This is a genomic window from Serratia sp. T13T92 (assembly GCF_047530105.1).
Classification (GTDB): domain Bacteria; phylum Pseudomonadota; class Gammaproteobacteria; order Enterobacterales; family Enterobacteriaceae; genus Chania; species Chania fonticola.
Window position 1 is genome coordinate 138,143 of record NZ_JBLJAK010000001.1, and the last position, 23,958, is coordinate 162,100.

At 50.4% G+C, this 23,958-nt stretch carries 20 protein-coding genes and 1 pseudogene; 14 read left to right on the forward strand and 7 right to left on the reverse strand.

Annotation, left to right across the window (positions count from 1 at the left end):
• Positions 1-17: 17 nt before the first annotated feature.
• Both blaSFDC and ACMV5I_RS00580 read left to right on the forward strand, forming a co-directional pair.
• A complete protein-coding gene (gene blaSFDC, locus ACMV5I_RS00575) occupies positions 18-1,166 on the forward strand; it encodes an SFDC family class C beta-lactamase (protein WP_414823416.1) in 1,149 nt (382 codons plus the stop codon).
• Positions 1,167-1,614: 448 nt separating this feature from the next.
• Entirely contained in the window at positions 1,615-2,088 is a 474-nt protein-coding gene (locus tag ACMV5I_RS00580; protein WP_059200813.1) for a DUF2846 domain-containing protein, read from the forward strand.
• Positions 2,089-2,219: 131 nt separating this feature from the next.
• On the opposite strand, the gene ACMV5I_RS00585 is transcribed toward ACMV5I_RS00580, so the two are convergent.
• A complete protein-coding gene (locus ACMV5I_RS00585; RefSeq protein ID WP_414823699.1) occupies positions 2,220-3,545 on the reverse strand; it encodes a glycoside hydrolase family 10 protein in 1,326 nt (441 codons plus the stop codon).
• A 332-nt stretch (positions 3,546-3,877) separates the two neighbouring features.
• On the opposite strand from ACMV5I_RS00585, the gene ACMV5I_RS00590 reads away from it, so the two are divergent.
• Entirely contained in the window at positions 3,878-4,258 is a 381-nt protein-coding gene (locus ACMV5I_RS00590; RefSeq protein ID WP_414823417.1) for a DUF4354 family protein, read from the forward strand.
• 68 nt (positions 4,259-4,326) lie between these two features.
• Complete coding sequence (locus tag ACMV5I_RS00595; protein WP_121606828.1) at positions 4,327-4,677, forward strand: hypothetical protein; 351 nt, start codon at positions 4,327-4,329, stop codon at positions 4,675-4,677.
• A gap of 132 nt (positions 4,678-4,809) precedes the next feature.
• Here ACMV5I_RS00595 and ACMV5I_RS00600 read toward each other — a convergent pair whose 3' ends face one another.
• From ACMV5I_RS00600 to ACMV5I_RS00615, 4 genes are read right to left on the reverse strand one after another with little or no spacing between them, the layout of a single operon-like run.
• Positions 4,810-6,159 (reverse strand): FAD-dependent oxidoreductase, encoded by a 1,350-nt coding sequence (locus tag ACMV5I_RS00600; RefSeq protein ID WP_414823418.1) that lies wholly within the window; start codon positions 6,157-6,159, stop codon positions 4,810-4,812.
• Positions 6,156-6,404 carry a (2Fe-2S)-binding protein gene (locus tag ACMV5I_RS00605; RefSeq protein WP_414823419.1) on the reverse strand — a complete coding sequence of 83 codons (249 nt, stop codon included), beginning with the start codon at positions 6,402-6,404 and terminating at the stop codon, positions 6,156-6,158. Before ACMV5I_RS00605 ends, ACMV5I_RS00600 begins: the two co-directional genes overlap by 4 nt.
• Complete coding sequence (locus ACMV5I_RS00610) at positions 6,401-7,516, reverse strand: NAD(P)/FAD-dependent oxidoreductase (protein ID WP_414823420.1); 1,116 nt, start codon at positions 7,514-7,516, stop codon at positions 6,401-6,403. Before ACMV5I_RS00610 ends, ACMV5I_RS00605 begins: the two co-directional genes overlap by 4 nt.
• Positions 7,516-8,466: a 4-hydroxyproline epimerase gene (locus ACMV5I_RS00615; RefSeq protein ID WP_414823421.1), complete on the reverse strand. Its 951-nt coding sequence runs from the start codon at positions 8,464-8,466 to the stop codon at positions 7,516-7,518. The genes ACMV5I_RS00610 and ACMV5I_RS00615 overlap by 1 nt, the downstream gene beginning before the upstream one ends.
• Before the next feature lie 352 nt (positions 8,467-8,818).
• On the opposite strand from ACMV5I_RS00615, the gene ACMV5I_RS00620 reads away from it, so the two are divergent.
• From ACMV5I_RS00620 to ACMV5I_RS00645, 6 genes and pseudogenes are all read left to right on the forward strand, one after another.
• Entirely contained in the window at positions 8,819-9,664 is an 846-nt protein-coding gene (locus ACMV5I_RS00620) for an AraC family transcriptional regulator (protein ID WP_261262532.1), read from the forward strand.
• Positions 9,665-9,861: 197 nt separating this feature from the next.
• Complete coding sequence (locus ACMV5I_RS00625; protein ID WP_414823422.1) at positions 9,862-10,782, forward strand: dihydrodipicolinate synthase family protein; 921 nt, start codon at positions 9,862-9,864, stop codon at positions 10,780-10,782.
• 60 nt (positions 10,783-10,842) lie between these two features.
• Positions 10,843-12,462 carry an aldehyde dehydrogenase (NADP(+)) gene (locus ACMV5I_RS00630; protein WP_414823423.1) on the forward strand — a complete coding sequence of 540 codons (1,620 nt, stop codon included), beginning with the start codon at positions 10,843-10,845 and terminating at the stop codon, positions 12,460-12,462.
• Between the two features lie 16 nt (positions 12,463-12,478).
• Positions 12,479-13,531, forward strand: a pseudogene (locus tag ACMV5I_RS00635) (APC family permease); the annotation flags it as partial.
• Positions 13,532-14,543: 1,012 nt separating this feature from the next.
• A complete protein-coding gene (locus ACMV5I_RS00640; RefSeq protein WP_414823700.1) occupies positions 14,544-14,954 on the forward strand; it encodes an ASCH domain-containing protein in 411 nt (136 codons plus the stop codon).
• Positions 14,955-15,002: 48 nt separating this feature from the next.
• Entirely contained in the window at positions 15,003-15,782 is a 780-nt protein-coding gene (locus ACMV5I_RS00645; RefSeq protein ID WP_261461856.1) for an ATP-grasp domain-containing protein, read from the forward strand.
• Positions 15,783-15,830: 48 nt separating this feature from the next.
• Here ACMV5I_RS00645 and lysC read toward each other — a convergent pair whose 3' ends face one another.
• Positions 15,831-17,192: a lysine-sensitive aspartokinase 3 gene (gene lysC, locus ACMV5I_RS00650; RefSeq protein WP_414823424.1), complete on the reverse strand. Its 1,362-nt coding sequence runs from the start codon at positions 17,190-17,192 to the stop codon at positions 15,831-15,833.
• 602 nt (positions 17,193-17,794) lie between these two features.
• Between lysC and ACMV5I_RS00655 the strand changes: the two genes are divergently transcribed.
• The 3 genes from ACMV5I_RS00655 (at position 17,795) to ACMV5I_RS00665 (ending at position 21,153) form a co-directional block, all read left to right on the forward strand.
• Positions 17,795-19,180 (forward strand): diaminobutyrate--2-oxoglutarate transaminase, encoded by a 1,386-nt coding sequence (locus tag ACMV5I_RS00655; protein WP_202727282.1) that lies wholly within the window; start codon positions 17,795-17,797, stop codon positions 19,178-19,180.
• Positions 19,181-19,195: 15 nt separating this feature from the next.
• A complete protein-coding gene (locus tag ACMV5I_RS00660; protein WP_202810225.1) occupies positions 19,196-20,659 on the forward strand; it encodes a pyridoxal-dependent decarboxylase in 1,464 nt (487 codons plus the stop codon).
• 143 nt (positions 20,660-20,802) lie between these two features.
• The gene (locus ACMV5I_RS00665; RefSeq protein WP_414823701.1) at positions 20,803-21,153 is read left to right on the forward strand and encodes a DUF4440 domain-containing protein; all 351 of its coding nucleotides are present in this window, start codon (positions 20,803-20,805) and stop codon (positions 21,151-21,153) included.
• Between the two features lie 441 nt (positions 21,154-21,594).
• Here the strand turns inward: ACMV5I_RS00665 and ACMV5I_RS00670 are convergent, their stop codons facing one another.
• On the reverse strand, positions 21,595-21,798 hold the full coding sequence (locus ACMV5I_RS00670) for a hypothetical protein (protein ID WP_414823425.1): 204 nt from the start codon (positions 21,796-21,798) through the stop codon (positions 21,595-21,597).
• Between the two features lie 427 nt (positions 21,799-22,225).
• Between ACMV5I_RS00670 and ACMV5I_RS00675 the strand changes: the two genes are divergently transcribed.
• Positions 22,226-23,374, forward strand: a complete 1,149-nt coding sequence (locus ACMV5I_RS00675) for a hypothetical protein (protein WP_414823426.1) — start codon at positions 22,226-22,228, stop codon at positions 23,372-23,374.
• Positions 23,375-23,958: the final 584 nt, after the last annotated feature.

The window sequence follows — 23,958 nt, forward strand, 5'->3', positions numbered from 1 at the left end:
AATGATGGAAAATAGCAATGTTGAAGAAATCCCTATCCTGTGTGCTGTTCCTCGCCACCTCAAGTTCAGTGTTTGCCGCACCGCAAACGCAAAAACAAATAGCCGACATTGTGAATCGCACCGTTGCGCCATTGATCAAAGAGCAGGGCATTCCCGGCATGGCGGTGGCAGTGATTTATCAGGGCCAACCTTACTACTTCACCTGGGGATTGGCAGATGTTGCCGGTAAGCAGCCCGTCACGAAGCAGACCTTATTCGAGCTCGGTTCGGTCAGTAAAACGTTCACTGGAGTGCTGGGTGGTGATGCCATTGCTCGCGGTGAAATCAACCTTGGCGATCCGGCGAGTAAGTACTGGCCAGCGCTGTCGGGCAAGCAATGGCAAGGTATCACTTTGCTGCACCTGGCAACCTATACCGCCGGTGGCTTACCGCTGCAGATACCGGACAATGTTACCGATGAAGCATCGCTGCAGAATTACTATCAAACCTGGCAACCGCAATGGGCTCCGGGCACCAAGCGCCTTTACTCGAACGCCAGTATTGGCCTGTTTGGCGCACTGATGGTCAAACCGTCAGGCATGAGTTTTGAACAGGCGATGACCAAACGTGTGTTCCAACCGTTGAAGCTATCGCAAACCTGGATAAACGTGCCGCAGCAGGAAGATAAGCACTACGCCTGGGGCTATCGCGATGGGAAGGCGGTTCGCGTTTCTCCGGGCATGTTTGATGCCGAAGCCTATGGCGTGAAGTCATCGATAGAGGATATGGCAAGCTGGGTGCAGGCCAACATGGCGCCTGCCAACGTGAAGGATGCCTCGCTGCAGAAGGGGATTACGCTTGCCCAGTCGCGCTACTGGCATGCCGGTGATATGTATCAAGGCCTGGGTTGGGAAATGCTGAACTGGCCGGTTAAAGAGAAAACCGTGGTTGAGGGTAGCGATAATAAAAATGCACTGGCAGCGTTGAGCGTCACAAAAATCACTCCGCCAGCGCCACCATCGAGCGCCTCTTGGGTACATAAAACCGGCTCAACCGGCGGGTTTGGCAGCTATGTAGCCTTCATTCCTCAACAGGATCTCGGCATCGTGATGCTGGCTAACAAAAATTATCCTAACCCTGTGCGGGTTGAGGCGGCTTACCGCATTCTTGAGGCGTTGCGGAAGTAATTGAATTAGAAGGGCGCAGCATGTGCAGCGCCCCTACATTTTTAGCCCAGCAGTCTCAGGGGGCATATTGTCCCCTGATCTAATCCAAGTCCAAGTTATTTTCCATCACAAAAACCAGATCAATCGCCTTAATCAAACTGGCAGCCTAGCTAGCTCTGTTCTATACGAAAGGTGATTATGGTTACTTAAAAAGCATTCGCTCACGTAAACCTTGAGCTTTATCATAAGTTTACTGCATACCTGATTGATTATCTTGACCTATCATTAATTTGTGGCAACATTCAGACACACCTTATCTAGGACAAACTTCAGTAAAAATTGGTTTTGATCTTGATTAATCACCAAGGGTAATCAATGACCGTAACTATTCTTATTGAAAGTTTATGCCAGTTGGGGATAGGTTGAATATCATAAAGTATATTATTATTTTTCAAAGGGATGTATTTTCATGAATATAAAAAGTTTATTTTTATCAGTATCTATTTTGGGTGCCTTACTTCTAAGTGGTTGTGCTAGTGTCCCACTTGCAACAGAGCAAGAGTCCGTACAAGCTAAAAGCTTCACAACTCCGGATGAAAATAAAGCTGGTTTGTATATTTACAGGGATAGTTTTGTTGGCAAAGCGCTAAAAAAAGATATCTATGTTGATGGTAAATGCATCGGTGAAACAGCAGATAAAACGTTTTTCTACACACAGGTAACTGGTGGGGAAAAGCACAAGATTTCAACGGAGTCAGAGTTTTCTCCAAATGACCTGTCCATCTTCACTGAGTCTGGAAAGAATTACTTCGTAAGGCAATATATAAAGATGGGTGCTTTTGTTGGTGGTGCTGGCCTCAGTCAGTCGACAGAAGAGGAAGGGAAAAGAGTGATCTCAAAGCCAGGAGTTAAGCTTGCCAAAGAAGGACGTTGCGACAACTGATACGACTCGGTAAAAGTAGCAAGGTGCCGTTGCATTTAAAAGGTGGCACCTTAATCTCTCTGCTTGGGTATGCAAGTAGGGTGAATGTGGGTGATCTAACGCACAATCAATGACAAAACCCACCAAGTTCCTCAACTACCCCAGCGACTTTTCAGGTAATTGACTGCCTGCTGGGTCTGTGGTTGATTAAGATAGTCCTCTCTGAACAGGATCGTGCCTTTAATTTGCGATACGGACTCGTTCAAATCCAGCTGCTTTTGTAGCTCCAGCACGCCACCGTTGACCATCCAATCTGGCTCGTTCTTTGAGGGGCTCCCAACTTTATACAGTGCAACACCGATATAAAGACGCGTATTGGTGGAGGTCACCACATTAGCCCACCATTTGGCGAGCACATCATAACGGGCCGCGTCACGCGCGAAGGGCCAATACAGCTGTGGAGCAATGTAATCCAGCAACCCAAGCTGAACCCAACTGCGGGTGTCGGCATAAGATTCATCATATGCCGCTGCACCTCGCGTATTGGAACCTGCCACATCGTGTGAGTGGTTACGCCATACGCCAGAAGGGCTGACACCAAATTCAACGTCGGGTTTCAACTTCTTGATAGTACGAGAAACTTGCCCAACCAATTGTTTAGTATTGTCTCGCCGCCAGTCCGCTTTGGAGCCAAAATGTTGACCATACCTCTTGAAGGTCTGGTTGTCGTTAAGCACGGATCCAGGGGACTCAGCATAGAAGTAATCATCAAACTGCACACCGTCAATATCATAGTTGGCAACCACCTCCGCCACGATGCTGGTGATCCAGTCCCGCACCTCCGGGATACCTGGGTCGAGCACAAATCGGTCGCCTGCGGTGCGGATCCAGTCAGGGTGCAGCACATAGACGCTGGCTGGTTGCTGCGACAATGTGCGGTTCAGTTTATCAATGGTTACTGGTTTGGTGTTAACGGACACCCGGTAGGGGTTAAACCAGGCATGGACTTTCATACCGCGCTTGTGCGCTTCATCCAGCATAAACTGCAGCGGATCATAGCCTGGGTTGTCGCCAATATTCCCTGTCAGCACATCTGACCATGGCAAAAATTTTGATGCCCAGAGGGCAGTGCCATCTGGCTTAACCTGGAAAAAAACGGTGTTGATACCCAGCGTCTTCAGTTTATCCAGCTTGCCTTGCAATGCTTCCTGCTGTTGTTGAATGCGAATGGCTGGGCTGCTGGCGTTGAGCGATGTCACTGGTGGCCAATCGAGGCGGGAAACGGTTGCCAGCCAAACGCCGCGCACCGGTTCCTGGCTTTGCCGTGATTTATCCGGGTGTGGCTGTTTTGCCACCGAAGGCAACGGAGTGACTAAGGATTTCGCAGGTTCGGAGGTGCAACTAGCCAGTGAAAGCACACCGGCAAGAAGTACGCCCAGTTGTTTAACTTTGGTAAAGCTATGAGAACAGGCGATGATTCGCTCCGGCTTCTATTGATTACTCACTAGGGATAGCCCCAACACAATCTTATCATTCTCTTATTATTAGAATTTTAGTCAATACCGGTAGGGCAGATTGATCATCGTAACCTGCTGCATCGTTTCCTCAACGTTTTAACGATTCATATTGGCGCTCTTTTGGAGGCTGCAAACCTCTATCAGAGCGAGGTGAGGTATACGGGGCGGCCAATCAGTTACCGAAAACTCATTGGGACAACGTTGCGGGTCAACGGGTTGGAGTACGACCGTTAATCTACCGTTTAAATCCTCTACACTATTATTGGTCACTCACATTATTAAAGGGAAAGATCATGAAAGCACATTACCTGAGCGCGGCCTTGGCATTTGGCTTGTTTAGTTTACCAGCAGTCGCAGGGAATTCAGACGCTGTCGCGGTATATTCCACACAACAAAGCCAGGGTTCGGCCGCGATTGGCAGCCATGTCTTCTATACCAAGGATTTCACCGTTGCCGTGACTAATCTGTCCGATAAAGATATCGATCTCAGTAAGTTATGTTTACAAGCGTCCTCTGCTAACGGTAAAGTGTTTAAACTAGACACCGTCGATGAAAAGCTTATGTCTGGGATTTTAAAGCCTAAAGCGATGGTAAAGGGATTGGCCGTATTCGCGTCGAATGACGAGAGTGTTTATAACGCCTCGTTGGTGAAAATGAGTGATAAGTGCCAATAGGGTTAAATTTCCTACAGGATCAGGAGCACTTATAAAATAACTCCTTAAATTTAACTAAAGAATCTTTTATGAACAAACGCTTATTTGCTGTTTTTCCCGCCATTATTCTGTCGGGCTGTGCTGCCACATGGGAACCGTTAGGTACGCCAACACTGTCCCTGCAAGAGGCGAATAGCCTTTGCGATACTGAGTCATTAGCTCAGTACCCGGTTAAAAATGAGGTCGCTACCAGAAGCGTTGAAAAGCAGGTTTCATTGAAATGCAATAAAGATGACGATGGATGTAACAGCAGTGGTTATAAATATGAAAATAAACTAGGCGTTGAAAGCTACCCCTTGGACGTTAATATAAATAGCCGGAAAGCCGCATTTACCGCCTGCATGGCAAAACAGGGTTGGAGAAACACCAGCTGGCTATAAATAACAGGCCGCGTTTCTGAAGTCTGCATTTTTGATGCAAAGAGCTGTGCTCCAGGCTGATACAACGCCCGGAGCACAAAATGGGATTTTGCGAGTAACGAAATCTTTGGTGGGGACCGAAAATGCCACAATTTATTTAGTACACTCCTCTTCTGTATCAACTCTATCGCAGATCACCTCTACACCAGAAAACGACACCTTACCAGCTCCCTCTCCCTGTGGGAGAGGGTTGGGGTGAGGGGCCAGTAAAGCCAGTGTCTCAAGCCGTGCCGGGGTCAAAGGCACTCTTGGCTGCGGTATGGGCCAGTCAAACAGATGTCGAGCCGCCGTGGCGCAGATTTTCCCCTGGCAGGCCCCCATACCGCAGCGGCTATGCAGTTTGGCGGCTGCCCAGCCCGTTTTGGCGTCAATCTCCCCCAGCGTTACATCCTCACAGCGGCACAGAAAGGTGTCGGCAGCGCCGAGGGTTTTCAGCGTTGGGTTTAGCACAAAGGTCTGGCTGACTGCGGCGGCAAAACGCTGCCATACGCTACGTTTTGCCAGCAATGCCTTAGCTCGCGCGATATTACCGCTGGCGGCATACCCTGCAATCGCGCCTTCCGCCAAGGCCAGTTCACTTCCCCCCACACCGGTACATTCACCCGCCGCATACAGGTTGGCCACGCTAGTTTGTTGTAAAGCATCAACGGCAATGGCCGCATTCTCTATTCTGCACCCCAATAGCATGGCTAATTCGATATTTGCCACCAGCCCGAATCCACAGGCAAGTCGATCGCAGGCGATCGTACGAACCAGATCCCCTTGTTGGACGCGAACTGCGGTCAGCCGCTGCTCGCCTAGCGCTTCCACTACATGGCTATTGGGGCGATAGCGGCGGTTAATTAAGCGTAATGACTGCCGTACTTTCGCTGGCCAATGCCACAACCCACTGGCGAATCTCGCCAGGCGTTTCATCGGGGCTTGTTCGGCCAGCAGTATGACCTTGCCACCCGCTTTGGTGACGCTATCGGCAACCGCCAGTAGCAACGGTCCGGTGCCTGCAATGATAATCCGCTCGCCTTGCAGCGATAAGCCATTTTTGATCTGCGCCTGTAAACCGCCAGCCCCTGTCACGCCCGGTAGCGTCCAGCCAGGGAAGGGCAGTAACAGCTCGCGCGCACCGCAACATAAGATTAAGCGTTGATAGTCGATCGTCCCGCAACCCTGAGCATTTTCATACAGGAGTTGCTGCGGCCCGCTTTGTGCCACGACTTTTGTCGCACTGAGCAGGGTGAAGTTATCCAACGCGTCAACAGCTTGCCGATAGCGCAGAGCTATCGCGGGTAGGGCGACTGCTGGCCCATCACGCCAGATTTGCCCACCAGGCCGAGGGTTATCATCAAGCATGATTATGCGTTGCCGGCTTTCGCCTGCGGCCAGTGCTGCTGCCAATCCGGCAGGGCCAGCCCCAATGATCAATACTTCGCATTGCAGGTTATTCATTTCTGCCCGCTCCTTTCGATACTCATCTCGGGTTGGCACAAGGTTTGGCACGCCAACTGCTGTATGCCATTGATGATGACTCGGCATTCCTGGCACACGCCCATGCCACAAAACGGCGCTCGTGGTTGCTGGCTGACGGAGATCCGGCAATGATCTTGTCCACTGAAACTGAGTGCGGCGGCCACGGTGATACCTTCCTGTACCTGATAAGGCTGCCCGGCAATGGTTAAGGCAATCAGTTTCATTGGTTGGCCTCGGCTGTGGTGAACATACGCGCGGCGCGATAAGGGGTGTCATCAATTGCTGTGCGCTGCTGTTGGATTTGTGCGGCGATCAATGCGGCGCTGCCCATTGCCGTGGTGACGCCCAGTCCTTCATGGCCGAGGGCCAACCACAGCCATGGATAAGCCGGGTGGGGGCCTAACAGGGGTAAACCATCCGCCGATGCAGCCCGAAACCCCGCCCAGCAGCGGATGAGGTTCACGGTTGCCAATGCGGGCAGGAACTCAGCGGCACGCTTGAGCATGGTGGCGAGCAATGGCATGTCGATTGCCGGATCTAGCGAATCAAACTGGCGTGAGGAACCGATCAGCAACTGACCGGTTGGCCGAGCCTGCACGTTAAAGGCCACCGAGGTCCCATCAGAGGCATGCGCACTTGCCCCATAGCCCAACTCAACCAATTGGTGCCGAACCCGTTGCGGGTAACGATCGGTGATCGCCAGTTGGCCTTTTTTCGCTCTGAGCAGCGGGGCTGGCAACAGCTTGTCGGCGTGTAATCCACAGGCTAACGTTATCACCGGAGCGCTAAGCCGCTCCCCGTTGGCCAGCACCACAGCGTGTTGTTCCAACGCGACCACTTCGCCGTAAACCCGCCGTACCGCATCCTCCGCATCTTCAACCAACCAGCGTGCAGCATTAGGGGCATAAATAATGCCATCCCCCGGCACGCGCAATCCTCCGGCCAATCCGCCCCGCAACATGGGTTCAAGCTGTGCGACTTGTTGTGAGTCCACGAGTTCACTGTTGACCCCAAGTGCTGCCATCCGCTGCTGCTTCACTTCGGCAATCGCCATTTCTTGCGGTTTTTCCGCCAACCACAGCGTACCGCAGCCGCGCCAGGCACAGTTATCCGGCATACGGTCCACCACGCTGCGCCACAAATGCAGGGAATAGGCACTTAGTGCCAGCTCTGCTGGGTTGTCATCCATACAAACCAAATGGCCCATGCCCGCAGCGGTAGCGCCAGGGCGGCGATCGTCAACCAGTAACACTCGTAACCCTTGTTGAGCTAGCTGCCACGCGCAGGCAGCACCGATAATGCCCGCGCCAATGACAATCACATCGGCGGTTGCCATTAACGTATCCCCCAGGCGAAAGCGTCACGTTCATCCAGCAAGAGTTGGCTATCGGCGCAGATAAAAGCCTCCCCGCGAATGAACGGCGTCACGCGGTTGCCTTCACTAGGCTGGTAATATCCGCTGAATTCACTGCCGATCACGCTGGCCTGTCGCCATACTTCACCTGGCTGCAGTTTTCCGTCTGCTGCCAGGCAGGCGAGTTTGGCGCTGGTCCCGGTGCCGCAGGGCGAGCGATCGTAAGCCTTGCCGGGGCATAACACGAAATTGCGGCTATCGGCCCGTTCATCGGCGGCGAAAAGCTCAATATGATCGATGATCCCTCCGTCTTCACCGTAGATCCCCGAGTTTTCGAGCGCCTGCCGTACCGCCCAGCTAAAGGCCGTTAGCGCTTCCAGATTGTGGGTATCGATCGCCAAATGATGATCGCCGATGAGAAAGAACCAGTTGCCGCCCCAGGCGATATCGCCGGTTACCTCGCCATAGCCGTCAACGGTCACGGCTACCTGCTGGCGGTAGCGATAGGCGGGGACATTCTCAATGGTTACGCTGCCATCGGCGTGTAGCGTGGCGTTCACCGTCCCAACCGGGGTTTCGATCAGGTGTTCGCCAGCGCTGATGCGCCCCAGGTAAGCCAGGGATGTAATTAGCCCAATCGTGCCGTGGCCGCACATGCCCAGATAACCGGCGTTATTGAAAAAGATCACCCCGGCCGCAGCTTGCGGTGAGCAGGGCTGGCACAGTAACGCCCCCACCAAGACATCGTTGCCCCGGGGTTCCAGAATGATGGCGCTGCGCCAGTCATCATAGCGTTGTGCGAAAAGCGCCTTTCGCTCGGCCATACTGCCGCTGCCCAGGTCGGGAAAACCGTCGATAATCAGCCGGGTGGGTTCACCGCCGGTATGGGAATCGATCGCTCGTAAGGTGATGAAGGGGGATGCAGGTATCATCGGAGTCTCTCAAGGTTAATTAATTGTTACCAATTACCTAAGACTGACCGAAAGCCACCCTCGCGGCTTGACCTGTTTCGGCAAAGGCCATGCCGAAATCAGCACAGTGCTAAATTGCCTGAGCGAACCCATCATTCAGGGGATAATAAAAAGTATTTATTTATCAGAATATTAATTATTTTTCAGCGTCAAGATCTCGCTCGACAGCCTGAAATCGGCCGAAGGCATGACAAAAGTATGCGGTGATCCGCATATTGGAAACAACGCGCTTGATAAGTTACAGAAAAGTTAATACTGATCCGGGTGAGTTAAAAACAGCCAATTATGGCCACTTGCTGAAAAGGGTATTGCTATGCGATTAACCTCAAGCTTTCAGGCTCCTCCGCTCACTCCCTGCAATGTTGAGCTGCAACCACAAGAGTGCTTTGCTGTCGAACACCTCACCCAGTTCTGTGATGGTTTGGTGCAGCAGCGCCCTCATTCGTTACATAGCGTATTGAATTCGCTGGCATTGATTGCGCCGCTGCTTAATGCCATTCCCAATGTTGTGTTTTTTATCAAGGATGCGCAGGCCCGCTATCTGCTGGCTAATCTCACCTTGGCCAAACGCTGTGGTTTTAAAACAGTGACGCCGCTATTGGGTAAAACCTCGGCAGACGTTTTCCCGACCCAGCTGGGTTCAGGCTATACCGAGCAAGATCTGCGGGTGTTACACCAAGGGGTGCAAATCCAGGATCAGCTTGAAATGCACCTATACAGCGGCCGCGAAACGGGCTGGTGCCTGACGCAAAAGCTGGCGCTGTATGACCAGCAGGGCAAGATTATCGGCATGGCCGGCATCTCACATGATTTGCAGGAAGCGAAGGCTAACCACCCGGCCTATCAGCGATTGGCGGCGCTGGATGTTTATATCCGTCAGCATTACGGCAGGCCGATCGCGATGGAAGAGTTGAGGGCGCTGACCGGCCTTTCCGTGGCGCAAATTGAGCGCTACTGTAAACGTATTTTCCACCTGACGCCGCGCCAGATGATCCACAAAGTCCGGTTAGAGAAGGCCACAGAACTGCTGGCTGGCGATATGCCGATTACCGATATCGCATTGCAATGCGGTTATACCGATCACAGCGCTTTCAGCCGCCAGTTCAAGGCCATGACCGGTGCTAGCCCCCGCGATTTTCGCGCCACATTAGTTCCCTAATCACCTGAAATTATGACTTTTATGATGCAACTGCGTCAGAGGCTCCGCTGCGCGCAATTCCCCCTCATTATGCCAATTTCGTCCTCGCATTCGGTGAAAACCGTCAAGCCGCTGCCGAGAATACCGGTCAATCTGTTATTGAATTTCACCATAAATTAACCAGCGATTAACATTTAAAAGCAAAAGGGACCCATACGATGAGCAATAAAGCGATTAACTGGAGTGGGGTATTTCCGGCAGTCAGTACGCAATTTCGCAGCGATTTTTCTCTGGATCTTGATGCTACCCATGCGGTGATCAAAAACCTGGTCAAAGACGGTGTCTCTGGCCTGGTCGTCTGCGGCACCGTGGGTGAAAACACCTCGCTGACGATGCAGGAGAAACTGGCGGTGATCGAGGTGGCGAAAGACGCCGCACAAGGCAAAATACCGGTGATCGCCGGAATTGCCGAATTCACTACCGCCTTTGCACAGAATATGGCGCGCGAAGCGGAAAAAGCCGGTATTGACGGCGTGATGGTGATGCCTGCGCTGGTTTACTCATCCAAACCGCACGAAACCGCAGCGCATTTTCGCAGCGTGGCCACCGCCACCGATCTGCCGATCATGGTCTACAACAACCCGCCGATTTATAAAAACGATGTCACACCTGACATTCTCACCACGTTGGTCGACTGCGACAACATCGTCTGTTTCAAAGACTCTTCTGGCGATACCCGCCGCTTTATCGATTTACGCAATGCGGTCGGCGATCGTTTCGTGTTGTTCGCCGGGTTGGACGACGTGGTGCTGGAAAGCCTCGCTGTGGGCGCAGAAGGGTGGATCTCTGGCATGTCCAACGCTTTCCCACGCGAAGGGGAAACCTTGTTCCGGCTGGCGAAGCAAAAGCGCTTCGAGGAAGCACTGGCTCTGTATAGCTGGTTTATGCCGTTGCTGCATCTGGATGCCCGCCCAGACCTGGTGCAGTGCATCAAGCTCTGTGAAGAACTGGTCGGCCGTGGCAGCGCAGTGACCCGTCCACCGCGTTTGGCACTGCAGGGGGAAACGCTGCAAGAGGTGACGACGATTATCAAAACCGCTCTGGTCAACCGTCCGACTCTGCCAGATGTCGGCCTGTGATCTCTCAAGGAGGCCCGGCATTTAGCCGGGCAATAACAGGTAATCGAACAGGGGAAACCAATGCCAACTCACAACACATACGCCCTTAGCGGCAAACAGTTTATTGGCGGGCAGCGGATAGCTAGCGGTAACGCCGAACTCATCAGCCTGCGGGCCGATAATAATCAGCCAACAGGTTATCGCTTCCATCAGGCCAGCATTGCAGAGGTTGATGCCGCAGCACAGGCTGCTGCCCGAGCCTTTAGCGCCTATTGCCAAACCAGTGCCGAGCAGCGAGCGGATTTTCTTGCCGCCATCGCCGATGAACTGGATGCGTTAGGGGAGGAATTTTTTGCCTTTGCCACACAAGAGACCGCGCTGCCCATCCCACGTCTGATTGGTGAGCGCGCTAGAACCAGCGGGCAGATGCGACTGTTTGCCGAACTGCTACGCAGTGGCCGCGTGCACGGGGCGAGAATTGATTGCGCATTACCAGAGCGTACACCGCTGCCAAGACCCGATTTACGCCAGTATCGCGTGGCCATCGGTCCTGTTGCGGTGTTTGGTGCCAGTAATTTCCCGCTGGCGTTCTCTACCGCCGGTGGTGATACCGCCGCCGCGCTGGCCGCCGGTTGCCCCGTGGTGTTCAAGGCACATAGTGGCCATATGATCACGGCGGAATTGACCGCACAGGCTATTGAACGTGCAGTGCAAAAACTGCGGATACCTGCCGGTGTCTTCAATATGGTGTTCGGCAGCAGCATCGGTGCCGATTTGGTGCAACATCCGGCGATCCAGGCGGTAGGGTTCACCGGCTCATTGCAAGGTGGCCGGGCATTATTTGAGTTGGCGATGCAACGTCCACAACCCATCCCGGTGTTTGCCGAAATGTCGAGCATCAACCCGGTGGTGGTCTTGCCACAGGCGTTGGCTCAGCGTGGCGCGCACCTTGCAAAAGAGTTGGTTGCCTCTTTCACGCTCGGTTGCGGCCAATTCTGCACCAAACCGGGGCTGATTATCGGCCAGCGCAGCCCGGCCTTCAGCCAGCTGATCGCCGATTTACAAACTCAGGTTAATGCCTGCCCGCCTCAAACCATGCTGAATGCCGGTACGCGGGATCATTATCTGAGTGGCTTGCAGAGATGGGATCAACATCCTCAGCTACGGCATCTGGCCGGAAGCAGGGCAGAACAACCCCATCTTGCGGTAGCTCAGCTCTATCAGGCCGACATTAGTTTGTTGATTAACGCCGATCCGCTGTTGCAGGAAGAGGTTTTTGGCCCCGTGGCGATAGTTGTTGAAGTCGCAGACCGGGCGCAACTGCTTGCCGCACTGGAAAACCTGCAAGGGCAACTCACCGCCACGCTTCTGGCTGAACAGGAAGACCTTGGCGAGGCGAGTGAGTTGGCGCAATTACTGATCCACAAAGCGGGGCGTGTGCTGTTTAACGGCTACCCGACCGGCGTGGAAGTCTGCGAAGCCATGGTGCACGGCGGCCCTTATCCGGCGACCAGCGATCCCCGTGGTACCTCGGTCGGTACGCTAGCTATCGAGCGGTTTTTGCGCCCAGTCTGCCTACAAAACTACCCGGCAGCGCTATTGCCCCCCGCGCTGCAAGACAGCAATCCACTGAACCTGTTGCGCCTGGTCAACGGTGAATACACCCGCGCAGCCCTCCATTCACCTGTGGCAATGAAATAATTCGAAAGGTAATGCTATGACCATACAGGGAAAATTTAAAAAGCAGCTGACGCTAACCGATCTGACGTTTATCGGCCTGGGCGCGATTTTTGGTTCTGGCTGGCTGTTCGCCGCCAGCCATGTTGCTTCTATCGCGGGGCCCGCGGGGATCTATTCGTGGCTGATCGGCGGGCTCGCTGTACTGCTGTTGGGGATTGTTTATTGCGAGCTGGGTGCCGCACTTCCACGTGCCGGTGGCATCATTCGTTACCCGGTGTTTTCCCACGGGGAACTGATGGGCTATCTGTTGGGGTTCATCACACTGATTGCGTTCTCCAGCCTGATCTCGATCGAGGTTGTCGCCGCCCGGCAATATGCAGCAGCCTGGTTCCCCGCGCTCAGCCAGCCTGGCTCGGGCGATCCCACGTTGATCGGTTGGCTGACGCAATTTATCTTGTTGTGCCTGTTCTTTACGCTGAATTACTACAGCGTGAAAACGTTTGCCAAATCCAATAACCTGATCAGCATACTCAAGTTTATCGTGCCGGTGCTGGTGATCGTGGTGCTGTTCACCTTCTTCAAACCTGAAAACCTGCATAGTCAAGGCTTTGCTCCCTTTGGTTCCGCAGGGGTGGAAGCGGCGATTTCAGCCGGTGGGATCATCTTCGCCTATCTGGGGCTGACGCCAATTATCTCAGTGGCCAGCGAAGTCCAAAATCCGCAGCGAACCATCCCGATCGCACTGATCCTGTCAGTGGTGCTTTCCACCATAATCTATGTGCTGCTGCAACTGGCTTTCCTCGGCAGTATTCCAAGCGAAATGCTGAGCGGCGGCTGGCAGGATATCAGCAAGCACTTTTCACTGCCGTACCGCGATATTGCCGTAACGCTGGGGATGGGGTGGTTGGCTTTTCTGGTGGTGAGCGACGCGATCGTTTCACCGAGCGGCACGGGCAATATCTATATGAATGCCACGCCGCGTGTAGTGTATGGTTGGGCGCGGGCGGGGACTTTCTTCAAAATTTTCACCCGCGTCGATGGTGAGTCGGGGATCCCGCGTCCGGCGCTGTGGCTGACGCTATATGTTACAGGTGCGAATGCCGCAAACATTAATGGCGTTGGGATCAAAAAGCTTGAAGTTGTCGACCCTATTGATCATCACCCAATGGAAACGGTGGCGTTCTTCCCAAGTTCTGGGCCCTCGGGGGTTACAAGCATCGGTCCCTATCAGATTTCAGCGTCCAAATCGGTCTCAATTGGGAGCTATTTATATCCGTTGATTCTGCTTTCGCATGGAAACATGGGAAGTATGTGGGGACATCAAGATCTGGCCACAGCCCTCGCTCAGCAAGGATACATCGTCGTAAGCGTGACCCATCCGGGCGATAATTTTCAGAATTCGAGCCGAGTCGGGGCTACTAGCGCGATCTACGGACGCCCCTTGCAGATATCTGCTGCTTTGTCGGCTGCTCTCAAAGATTCGATGCTTGCACCACATATTGATAAAGATCGAATAGGATTTTTGGGGTTTTCTGCCGGTGGAACAACAGGTTTGATACTCGCAGGAGGCAAGCCGACTCTTACTCGCCTTGTGGAGTACTGCGCTAAGCGTCCCAACGACGATCATGTCTGCGAAGCGAAGGGGCATATCAGGCTTGATCATCCCGAACTAGCCCCGTCTGCCGATCCGCGTATTCGGTCATTCGTCCTGCTTGCTCCCTTAAGTGTCATTTTTACACCAGAGGGATTAAAGCCTGTTAAGTCACCGTTATTTATTTTTGTCGGGGATAAGGATGAGGAATTATCTCCTGATGATAACGCGATAGCATTGGCGAGTGAGACAGGGGCTTCATTACAGGTCATTCCTAACGCTGGCCATTTCACGTTTTTATCACCATGCTCACCTGATATGAGCCGTACGATGCCGGATTTATGTACGGATCGTAAAGGCATAGATCGTGTCGCGCTCCATCAACGAATTATTACCGAGATAGCAACTTTCTTCAAAAAATCGCTTGGTGTGAAATAGTGGAGAGATGATTTTGTCTGCTACCTTGGGAGTGAGGTTTTTTTTTAATAAATTGATTTAAGGGGATTTAATGGTGACCATCATTGAAAGTCTGAAAACAAAGTATCCGGGGGCCAGTGCATGGCCATTTGGCGATTCCGCCGAAATGGCAGACGAGCTAGCAGACCTGGTTATTAAAGGGGTAAAAACCGCAACCTGCTGTTCGCTTTCATCTTTCAAAAATGAAGAAGAATCACCAACGATCGGCGGCTACAGCATTATCCTAAATGGCAAAGGTGTTCCAGTCTGTGTCATTAGGACGATCGCTATGCGGATAATTCGTTTCTGTGATGTGACAGACGAACTTGCGAAAAAAGAAGGCGAGGGAGATCTCAGCCTCAGGTACTGGAGGCAAGGGCACAAACAGTTCTTCCAAAGAGAAGGGAGTTACTGCGACACAATGGAGCTTGTAGCAGAAGAGTTTGAACTGGTCGAGTTGTTGTAATATATGATCTCGCGGTGCCGTAAATTAAATGGAATAGGGTCAATTTAAATGCAGCTGATTTATCCCAGTGATTACTTTAACCCTGCCAAGGCCGATGAAACCTTTGAGCAGGAGTTTACCTGTGCCAGACAGAATGGATTAACCTGTGTGCTGCTGTCCTCTGAACACGCCTCGATGGGAAAGTACAAGTTCTCTCACAGCTTTGAGCCAGATGTCCCCGTGATATGGCGTGGATGGATGCTAAGCCCAGAAGAATATCAACAACTGCATAGAGCCGTTTCGCTAAGCGGCGGGCAAATGCTTGAATCATTTGATGATTACATTCGGTGCCATTACATCACCGGCTGGTACGAAATTTGCCAAAAGTATACGCCGGAAACCGTATTGGTCAGTGCAGATGCTGATTTCGATATGCTGACCGATCAGCTTAAGTGGCCGTGTTACTTTGTTAAGGATTATGTTAAATCACTGACAACCTCCAGAGGCTCTGTTGCCGCAAATGCCGATGAGATCCGCGAAGTGTTGAAATCCATTGAGCACTTCCGTGGGAAGATTGAAGGAGGAGTCAGCCTTAGACGTTTTGAAAATTTTATCCCCGAGAGTGAGCGCAGATATTTTTCATTGAATGGCAAGGTTTTCTCTGCTGACGGAATTATTCCAGAGGTGGTTATTGAAATCGCGCAGCTCATCGATGCTCCATTTTTCTCCATCGATATGATTGAAAATGATGCGGGTCAGCTCCGGCTTATAGAGATCGGGGATGGGCAGGTATCCGACATCAAGGAATGGCCAGTTGAGCGTTTTGTCCGGATATTTATGGCGTCATAGGAGCCCAAATAGACGGGCTTCAGGGGCGCGCAAACGCCCCGATTTAACTTACTCAAATAACCTACGGTGTAGCGCAATAACCGCACCATCAGCAACGTCGCTTGGCAGCAGGAAGCAAATATTATCATTGGATGCGCCATGGAAAATCATGCGCACGGCATACTCATCCAGACCCACAAATGTATCCCGGCATACGCCCGCGCCACGATGGAGTTGATTGCCAATTACCGTGATCAGGGCCAGCCCGGTTTCAATCTCGACCCTGCAATGAGAAGAGAGTGCTGTAAGCAACGCGGTGGTCAGGGTGTGATCTTCTCCTGAAGTAGATCCCGTGGAATTCAGGGCTAGCGCTATGCAGCTCTCGGAGGTAGTAACCAGATCCACATCAACCTGATGTGCTGCCAGAATCGCGAACATTTCGGCAAAGAATAGGTATGCCGGTTGCGCATGCAGGCTGTGCAATCTCAGCAACGTCTGTTTGCGACGAACGGCAATGGCGCGATAAAGTGGCGGATCCTCTGTCTCGCGGCGAACCAGCGTTCCACCGGCAGCGGTATTTTTGCTGGAGCCCACAAAGACCGGGATATTTTTCCGCATTGCGGGTAACAGGGTCGCCGGATGGAGCACTTTCGCACCAAAAGCAGCCATGTCGCTGGCTTCGGAAAAGGAGATGTGGTCGATACGCTGGGCCTGCGCCACAATGCGCGGATCGGTGGTGTAGATCCCGGCCACATCAGTCCAGATATCGACACGTGAGGCCTGCAATGCTTCCCCTAGCAGAGAGGCGGTATAGTCGCTGCCACCTCGGCCAAGCGTGGTGGTCTTCCCGTAGTCATCACTGCCGATAAAACCCTGGGTGATAACAATCGCCTGCTCAATACGCGGCCGCAGATGGGCTTCTGCCTGATCTTCCACCAGGCTGATATTGGGTTCGGCGCAACCGTAAAGGTTGTTGGTTCGAATGACTTTACGGGCATCAAACCATTCTGCTTGCGCCTCACGTTCACGAAGCACTTCGGCAAATAACAGGCTCGACATCAGCTCGCCATGGCTGACCAGTTCATCACTTAGCGCAGTGGAAGGCGTTGCCAATGCCGTCTCTGCAAGACGGGCAATATTTTCAAGGAGTTGATCGATTTCTTTGCTGATGACCAGCGGCGCTTTCAGGCGGGAAATAATGTTGTACTGGATAGTGCGAAGGGTATCAATTTTATCCATACGATCACGACTTTCCAGCCCTTCAGAAAGTTCGACCAATAGATTTGTGACCCCTGCAGAGGCAGACAAAACGACCAGCCGGACGTGGTCATCAGCAAGAACAATACCGGCACTGCGATTCATCGAGTCAAAGTCAGCAACGCTGGTGCCGCCAAATTTGGCAACGACGAATTGTGGATAAATGCGTGTCATAACAATCTCATATCAGGGCGCCATAAAAAATGGCAAGAAAATTTTCATTCTCGGCATAAGGGAAGCACGCTTCGCCTTACGAAATGTCCGCCCGCGAACATTTCTGATGACAACCCAGGAAAGCCTCCTGTTGTCGATAACGTGTATTGCCTCTTACGCGTTACCGGTGTGATGCGCATTAATTCTTTATTTACGGATAGTAAAATAAGCGCGCCATAGTAAGTGATTTATCTTAATGGATCGACATTTTTATTTTATTTGGCAACAAATCAGTGAAAAAGAATGCCTTACAGACCAGAACCTAACATTCTTAACGGTAAAATCGTGTAACAAAAGAATAAAACCATATCAAAACGATGGTTTTCATGACGTTGTATCCAATCTGGACATTCGTAACGCTTTGCGCGACATTGGTAACAAAAATTAATGCATCGAGAATTGTAAGTCATTGTTATAACTAAGATTTAAAGGGGCTGTTGCATGCTAAAACAAATGATTGAGTACACCATTAAAATAATATATATTGGCCGCGTTTTTACAGGCAATCCCCTTAACCTTTTACTCAACCCGGCGTTAATAATACCCGAGGTTGTGGGAGTGATATGATGACGGATAAAGTCCGTATTGATACTTTAAGTGCTAGTTCATTACCACAAAGCAATGATACCTTTTTAGCAAGACAGGCCGAGTTTGAGTCTAACGTCAGAAGCTATCCACGAAAACTGCCATTGGCAATTGCCAAAGCGCAGGGCGTTTGGATTACTGATGTTGAAAATAATCAATATCTTGATTGTCTTGCAGGCGCCGGGACTCTGGCGCTGGGTCATAATCATCCTGACGTGCTTCAAAGCATTCAAAGTGTCATCAGCAGCGGCTTACCGTTACATACGCTGGACCTTACCACTCCTCTGAAAGATGAATTTTCCTCTTATTTACTCTCTTTATTACCGGGCCAGGGCAAAGAATATTGCCTGCAATTCACCGGTCCGTCTGGCGCTGATGCGGTTGAAGCCGCGCTCAAACTGGCCAAAAAAGTAACTGGCCGTTCAAGCATCATCAGTTTCTCCGGCGGCTACCACGGTATGACGCACGGCGCGCTCTCCGTAACCGGTAACCTGTCACCAAAAGAAGCCGTCAGCAACATGATGCCGGAAGTGCAGTTTATGCCTTATCCGAATCAGTACCGCTGCCCGCTGGGTATCGGTGGCGACGCAGGCGTTAAAGCGCTGACGTACTACTTCGATAACTTGATCAACGACGTGGAAAGCGGCGTACGCAAACCAGCGGCGGTGATCCTCGAAGCGGTGCAGGGCGAGGGTGGTGTGAACCCGGCTCCGGCCGAGTGGCTGCAGCGCATCCGTAAAGTCACGCAGGAGCATGGCATTCTGCTGATCATCGACGAAGTCCAGGCTGGTTTCGCACGCACCGGTAAGCTGTTCGCATTTGAACACGCAGGTATCGAGCCAGACATCATTGTTATGTCTAAAGCTGTCGGTGGCGGTCTGCCGTTGGCCGTACTGGGCATCAAAAAACAGTTTGACGCATGGGCGCCAGGCCACCATACCGGAACATTCCGCGGTAACCAGTTGGCAATGGCCACCGGTCTGACCACGCTTAAGCACCTTAAAGACAACGCCATTGCGGATAAAGTTGCCGCCCAGGGCGAGTGGCTGAAAGGCAAGCTGGCCGAACTGCAAAAACGTTATCCGGTTATCGGTCACGTACGCGGCCTGGGCCTGATGATCGGCATTGAGATTGTGAAGCCTAACGAAGCACAGGATCACATGGGATGCTACCCGGCGGATGGTGAACTTTCGGCATTGCTGCAGAAAAAATGCTTCGAATCCGGTCTGATTCTGGAGCGTGGCGGCCGTCATGGTTGTGTACTGCGCCTGTTGCCATCACTGCTGATCACCGACGCTGAGCTGGAAATTTTCCTCGATAAATTTGAAAACGCCTTGCTGGCCACTGGCATGGAGCCGGTTTAATCGGAGTTAACGATCGTGTCTGATAACAACCCAATTCTCTCCGGTTCGGCGCAAAGTATCGCCGCCTATCAGGATGCCATTGAGCAGAGCAGCAAAGCCGTTATCGAATGGTTAAAGCAGCCAGAAATGTATCAGGGGAAAACCGTCGACCAGTTGCGCGAGCGCATCCAGTTGAACTTTACCTCACAGGGCCTGGGTAACCAGGCCGCCATTGAGCGCGCAGTTGAGTATTTCCTCAAGGACAGCCTCTCTGTACATCACGCACAATGCGTGGCGCATCTGCACTGCCCGAGCCTGGTGATTAGCCAGGCAGCAGAGGTGCTGATCAACGCCACTAACCAGAGTATGGACTCCTGGGATCAAAGCCCGTCAGCCACCATCATTGAGATCAAACTCATCGAGTGGCTGCGTGAGCAGATAGGATACAGCGCCGGTGATGCCGGCGTGTTCACCAGTGGCGGCACCCAGAGTAACCTTATGGGGCTGATGCTGGCGCGTGATGCTTTCTTCGCGCGTCAGGGGCACTCCGTTCAGCAGCATGGTTTAACGGGTGATCTGAGCAAAATCAAAGTGTTCTGCTCCGAAAGCGCACACTTCTCCGTGCAAAAAAACATGGCGTTGATGGGACTGGGCTACCAGTCAGTCACTCAGGTGAAAACTGATGCGTTCTCGCGTATGGATCTCGCTGACCTGAAAACCAAACTGGCGCAGGCAAAAGCCAACGGTGAGCAGGTGATGGCGATTGTGGCCACCGCCGGTACCACCGATGCAGGTGCGATTGATCCGTTAGAGGATATCACCGCGCTGGCAGCACAGGAAAATATTTGGGTTCACGTTGATGCCGCATGGGGCGGAGCGCTGCTGCTTTCTGAGAAGTATCGCCACTACCTGAACGGCCTGGAATCTGCAGACTCTGTGACCCTGGATTTCCACAAGCAGTTCTTCCAGACCATCAGCTGTGGTGCATTCCTGCTGAAAGACGCACGCCATTACGAGCTGATGCGTTATCAGGCGGCGTACCTGAACTCTGATTTTGACGAAGAGCAGGGCGTACCGAATCTGGTGTCAAAATCACTGCAAACCACACGTCGTTTTGATGCTCTGAAACTGTGGATGGGCCTTGAAGCGTTGGGTAAAAAGCAGTACGCCGAAATCATTGATAACGGCGTTACGTTGTCACAGAAAGTGGCTGAGTATGTCTCTGCACAGCCACATCTGGAACTGGTTATGCAGCCACAGTTGGCAAGCGTACTGTTCCGTTTCTGCCCGAAAAGCGACGATCGCGCGTTTATCGCGCTGTTGAACCAGCGTATCGGCGATGTTCTGTTGGCATCAGGTAGCGCCAACGTTGGGGTAACGGAAGCAGATGGCGTAACCTGTCTGAAGCTAACGCTGCTGAACCCAACGGTTTGTCTGGAGGACGTAAAAATCCTGCTGGCAAGCGTGAAAGAGACGGCTGAAAAATTGCTCAACGCGTAATCCTTTAGTAACCAAATCTGCGTCGAGTTGCTAGTCAATTCGGCGCAGCTAGGTGAAATCTGGTGGGTAATGATAGCCATTAGTTCTCAGATTTCACATAGCGCGATCAAAAAAGGAGGGCGTTTTGAACGGTAATCCAATCACTGGAGGTTAAACTCCATCAGTCGGCAACGCGCAACGATGCCAATCTCGTCGGAGAATTGCTGCATGACGATTTTGAAGAGATCGGCTGTTCCGGGCTGCACTATGACAGACAGCAAACCATTGCGGCGCTAAAGTTGGAAAGCGGCCAGCCAGAGATCTTTGCCGAAGAGTTCAAACTGGTGAAGATTGCCGATGGTGCCGTATTGTTGAGGTATAAAAGTTTTCAACGTGATGCGGATGGCAGCATTGTTCGCCGTGCCGAGCGTTCTTCGATCTGGTTGCAATCGTCACAAGAGAGCGGAAGCCATTGGCAGATGCGTTTTCATCAAGGAACACAGATCGAGGATTGAAGCCAACTGTGAATCAACTAGAATAATCGCCACTCATGAACCAACTTCTAGAAAACCAAGCAATCAAAGCGTGAAGGTGAGGTGAGATAAGCCTAGCGGGATACCCGGTGCGTAATCGCTAATACAATTTAACATAATATACATTATGCGCACCAAGGTAACGATACGTGGAATCTGGCTATCTGCTACTGTCATTGGTCTTCATTGGCCATTGTCAAAAATTCACTTGGCCAGCCAACCCCATGCTCTTACCTGACTTTTCAGTACCAAATCTCATCCAAGGCAATCATACAACCGACAAAGCTTGTTCTTCATTTGCAGTTGGCCAGCAAGGATCGAACAAAATCGAGAACTGAGTCTACCAGTTTCCGGCCTAGTAAATTATCCCAAAAAGTTGACGATCCTTCTCGCACCCATTCCTGGATTTTCGACCTCGCGAAATCATTGTAACAATATCTGGTTGTTCGAATGCCCAACTGTCTCGACCTTTTCCAAGCCTGACCAACATCCCATCATCACGAGCCGTAAAGATAAGCTTTCTATCAAGAAACCTAGCCCAACCACCAAACATAGCTTTTCGGTCAAGCCAGATAGAGCTTCAAGATCTTCCCGTAAGATTTCTTCCAGTCCATGATCGCGTGCCATGAAATTTCCTTGTTCTTTGTATCATCACCGAACTATCAATATGATGATCGGGCAGGATTTCATTTTCGCAATCTTCACGTTAACACTATGGCCAAACAGATACCTAAAACCAACCTGTTGATCATTTTTTACCTCATCAACAGGTCAAAACCCCCTGCTTTATTGATCGTGCTACGTGAAATCTGAAATGGTATGGCTACACTAAACCGTGCAGATTTCACCAAAATGTATGTCTGTGATGATTCGTTCTAGCTTCTTCGTCGTTACTGTTCTTCACTCAAGTGCTTCAACAGCAAAACTGTCATGATCCAGAGTTGCCCTTAACATTAGTATGGCTTATCATACCAAAGTTCGAGTGTCACAGAACCCCGAACCGCTTTGCGGATAAAATCTGAAACAGTGGTATTAAGATTCTATGAGAAGAAGAATGTCTGAAATACTCAATAACTCAATAAAAGTAATAGTGTCTTTTTTTATCGTTTTGTTTATAAACAAGGCACTGTCAGTTTTTCGTAAGAGACAGCTATATTTAGCTTGCTGGAATTATTTGAAGAATACAAGTCTTTCAGATAATTCATGTACAATAAACGGAAGTATTTATAATAAAGGAAAAGATAAAGAAAAGAACGTTGAAATATCAATGCCTAGTGGCATAAAGATATCATTGATATCAAGCGACTATAGTTCAATAAAAACTGAAAATGGAAAATTAATCATAGATAGGGTTTTGCCAAAACAAAAAATATCTATTGTCGCGTTGGTCGAAGGCATAACAGAGATTAACAGAAAGATAAAGCCAGAAATAAAGTCAGAAGATTCAAATGGGAAAACTTTTTTGGGTGCAGATTTTGTTCCACCCAGCATGGGAATAATAGTATTGGCAATGACAATCATTTTATTTGTAAGTGGGATGATACTGTATATTGAAAAAGTTGACAAGAATGCAATTTTTTTCTTCGAGAAAAAATACAATCAAATCAAGTATAATGATTTGTATGATCAAGGGTTTTCGTTAGAAATATATCAACAAAAAGAAGGGGTGGATAGATTCACTTTAAAAAACAGCAAGTTACCAGTCAGACTTTTGGATATTAGTGAAGCTAAAGGAAATGTGGTTTACAGTTTTGAACTATATAACTTGACTGATAAAGATGTTGATGTTAGAGCGGAGTTTATAGTGAAAAACTTATCTGCTTATTTAAGTGATTTAAAAGCCTTAAGCAAGAGGCACCCCAATATAAAAGATGAAAAAAAACCAGAGAATTTAGGACAGTACTTCTATGAATTGAAGTTAATTTATGACAAGCATAACATTGGTTATAAAATGCTGAAGGCTAATAAAATAAACATTCCAATTCAAGAAGGTGTATATGAATTTATTATGAAGCCTGCAGAACATAAATTACTTAAAATTGAAAAGAAAATAGATAAAACACAAAGCGATACTGAGTTCAATTTAGATCTGGATTTCATAATTGATAGAGATGAAAAAGATGGCTATCTCAGTTTAAAATTTAATCCTATGGACTCACATAAGAAAGCAAAATTTGAGGGTATAATGCAGAATAAGAACTGATTCGCATAATGCACTCTATATTAAAGATGAACCTTCGCCATTCCGGTAAAGATCAAACCCATTTTACCGGAATGACTCAGAACCATTTTGTAACATAGCGTTGAACATTATGCGCACCAAGGTAACGATACGTGGAATCTGGCTATCTGCTACTGTCATTGGTCTTCATTGGCCATTGTCAAAAATTCACTTGGCCAGCCAACCCCATGCTCTTACCTGACTTTTCAGTACCAAATCTCATCCAAGGCAATCATACAACCGACAAAGCTTGTTCTTCATTTGCATTTCATTTTCGCAATCTTCACGTTAACACTATGGCCAAACAGATACCTAAAACCAACCTGTTGATCATTTTTTACCTCATCAACAGGTCAAAACCCCCTGCTTTATTGATCGTGCTACGTGAAATCTGAAATGGTATGGCTACACTAAACCGTGCAGATTTCACCAAAATGTATGTCTGTGATGATTCGTTCTAGCTTCTTCGTCGTTACTGTTCTTCACTCAAGTGCTTCAACAGCAAAACTGTCATGATCCAGAGTTGCCCTTAACATTAGTATGGCTTATCATACCAAAGTTCGAGT

What these genes read in the sequence shown, in the direction of transcription:
- lysC (WP_414823424.1), bottom strand. Translation starts at nt 17,192, where the DNA reads ATGACACGCATTTATCCACAATTCGTCGTTGCCAAATTTGGCGGCACC.
- ACMV5I_RS00675 (WP_414823426.1), top strand. Translation starts at nt 22,226, where the DNA reads ATGTCTGAAATACTCAATAACTCAATAAAAGTAATAGTGTCTTTTTTT.
- ACMV5I_RS00590 (WP_414823417.1), top strand. Translation starts at nt 3,878, where the DNA reads ATGAAAGCACATTACCTGAGCGCGGCCTTGGCATTTGGCTTGTTTAGT.
- blaSFDC (WP_414823416.1), top strand. Translation starts at nt 18, where the DNA reads ATGTTGAAGAAATCCCTATCCTGTGTGCTGTTCCTCGCCACCTCAAGT.
- ACMV5I_RS00580 (WP_059200813.1), top strand. Translation starts at nt 1,615, where the DNA reads ATGAATATAAAAAGTTTATTTTTATCAGTATCTATTTTGGGTGCCTTA.
- ACMV5I_RS00605 (WP_414823419.1), bottom strand. Translation starts at nt 6,404, where the DNA reads ATGAAACTGATTGCCTTAACCATTGCCGGGCAGCCTTATCAGGTACAG.
- ACMV5I_RS00655 (WP_202727282.1), top strand. Translation starts at nt 17,795, where the DNA reads ATGATGACGGATAAAGTCCGTATTGATACTTTAAGTGCTAGTTCATTA.
- ACMV5I_RS00670 (WP_414823425.1), bottom strand. Translation starts at nt 21,798, where the DNA reads ATGGCACGCGATCATGGACTGGAAGAAATCTTACGGGAAGATCTTGAA.
- ACMV5I_RS00615 (WP_414823421.1), bottom strand. Translation starts at nt 8,466, where the DNA reads ATGATACCTGCATCCCCCTTCATCACCTTACGAGCGATCGATTCCCAT.
- ACMV5I_RS00630 (WP_414823423.1), top strand. Translation starts at nt 10,843, where the DNA reads ATGCCAACTCACAACACATACGCCCTTAGCGGCAAACAGTTTATTGGC.
- ACMV5I_RS00610 (WP_414823420.1), bottom strand. Translation starts at nt 7,516, where the DNA reads ATGGCAACCGCCGATGTGATTGTCATTGGCGCGGGCATTATCGGTGCT.
- ACMV5I_RS00600 (WP_414823418.1), bottom strand. Translation starts at nt 6,159, where the DNA reads ATGAATAACCTGCAATGCGAAGTATTGATCATTGGGGCTGGCCCTGCC.
- ACMV5I_RS00595 (WP_121606828.1), top strand. Translation starts at nt 4,327, where the DNA reads ATGAACAAACGCTTATTTGCTGTTTTTCCCGCCATTATTCTGTCGGGC.
- ACMV5I_RS00625 (WP_414823422.1), top strand. Translation starts at nt 9,862, where the DNA reads ATGAGCAATAAAGCGATTAACTGGAGTGGGGTATTTCCGGCAGTCAGT.
- ACMV5I_RS00620 (WP_261262532.1), top strand. Translation starts at nt 8,819, where the DNA reads ATGCGATTAACCTCAAGCTTTCAGGCTCCTCCGCTCACTCCCTGCAAT.
- ACMV5I_RS00645 (WP_261461856.1), top strand. Translation starts at nt 15,003, where the DNA reads ATGCAGCTGATTTATCCCAGTGATTACTTTAACCCTGCCAAGGCCGAT.